The 749-nt window shown below is 47.5% G+C and carries 1 protein-coding gene; it reads right to left on the bottom strand.

What is annotated here, in order from left to right; all coding sequences use genetic code 11:
• Nucleotides 1-133: 133 nt before the first annotated feature.
• On the bottom strand, nt 134-749 hold a 616-nt coding region (locus PSHG_RS26020; RefSeq protein ID WP_010267388.1), incomplete at its 5' end, for a transposase.

Below are 749 nucleotides of genomic sequence, written 5' to 3'. Positions count from 1 at the left end.
GAGCATTTTGCATAATTCCGTTTTTGAAGTTTAGGCAGTAGAATTATGGGGCCAATTAAAGCAGTATTTTAGCTAAATCGACTTCAATTTCAAAAATGGGCAGACCTGCAGAATTTCTACTGATCAAAAAAATTTAAGCAGCGACTTCCTTGGACTGACGGGCGATCGCTAATGCTGAAGCAAGTAACACAATGGCGTTTAGGTATTGGTGAGTTGTCACCTTTTGAATACCCCAGACGTGCATGGCGTCTGCGGTGAGATAGGTTTTCAACCTGGAGTTGCATCGTTCTATGCTGGTTCTTTCGTTGTAAAGCTCCTTCCAGCGTTTCGTTTCTCGATGTGGACTTGAATAGCGCCGCAAATCGCTTTTCCTATCGACTTTGACGACCATTCCATAGTTGGAAGATGAGCATGCAGCCATCCCAAGCGGACAGTCTACCTTGCCTGTGGCGTGGGGACAGCGGAATTTCAGGTGATCGCCATCAACGCCCCAATAAGTCATTTCATAGCCCATCGAGCAACAGGGTGTACCACTGGATGTCATGCCTGCAGGTGGTTCCTTCTCGTTGCGAAGGTTCATTGGAATAATCGCCTGTGCCTTTACGTTTCGTGCTGCTTCGTAGTTTTTAAGCTGGTCATAACCGGCATCAAGCATAAAGAACTTCACCTGTGTACCCGCAGCCACTTGTTCTATGAGAGTCGGAGCCACATCGCCGTCATTGACGTGAGCCGGTGTAACGGAGAGTGCC

Origin of the sequence: Paenibacillus senegalensis JC66, assembly GCF_000285515.1 — a bacterium.
GTDB classification, from domain to species: Bacteria; Bacillota; Bacilli; order Paenibacillales; family NBRC-103111; genus Paenibacillus_L; species Paenibacillus_L senegalensis.
Note: the sequence above shows the minus strand (reverse complement) of the source record. Positions and strands in the feature narration are given on the sequence as shown.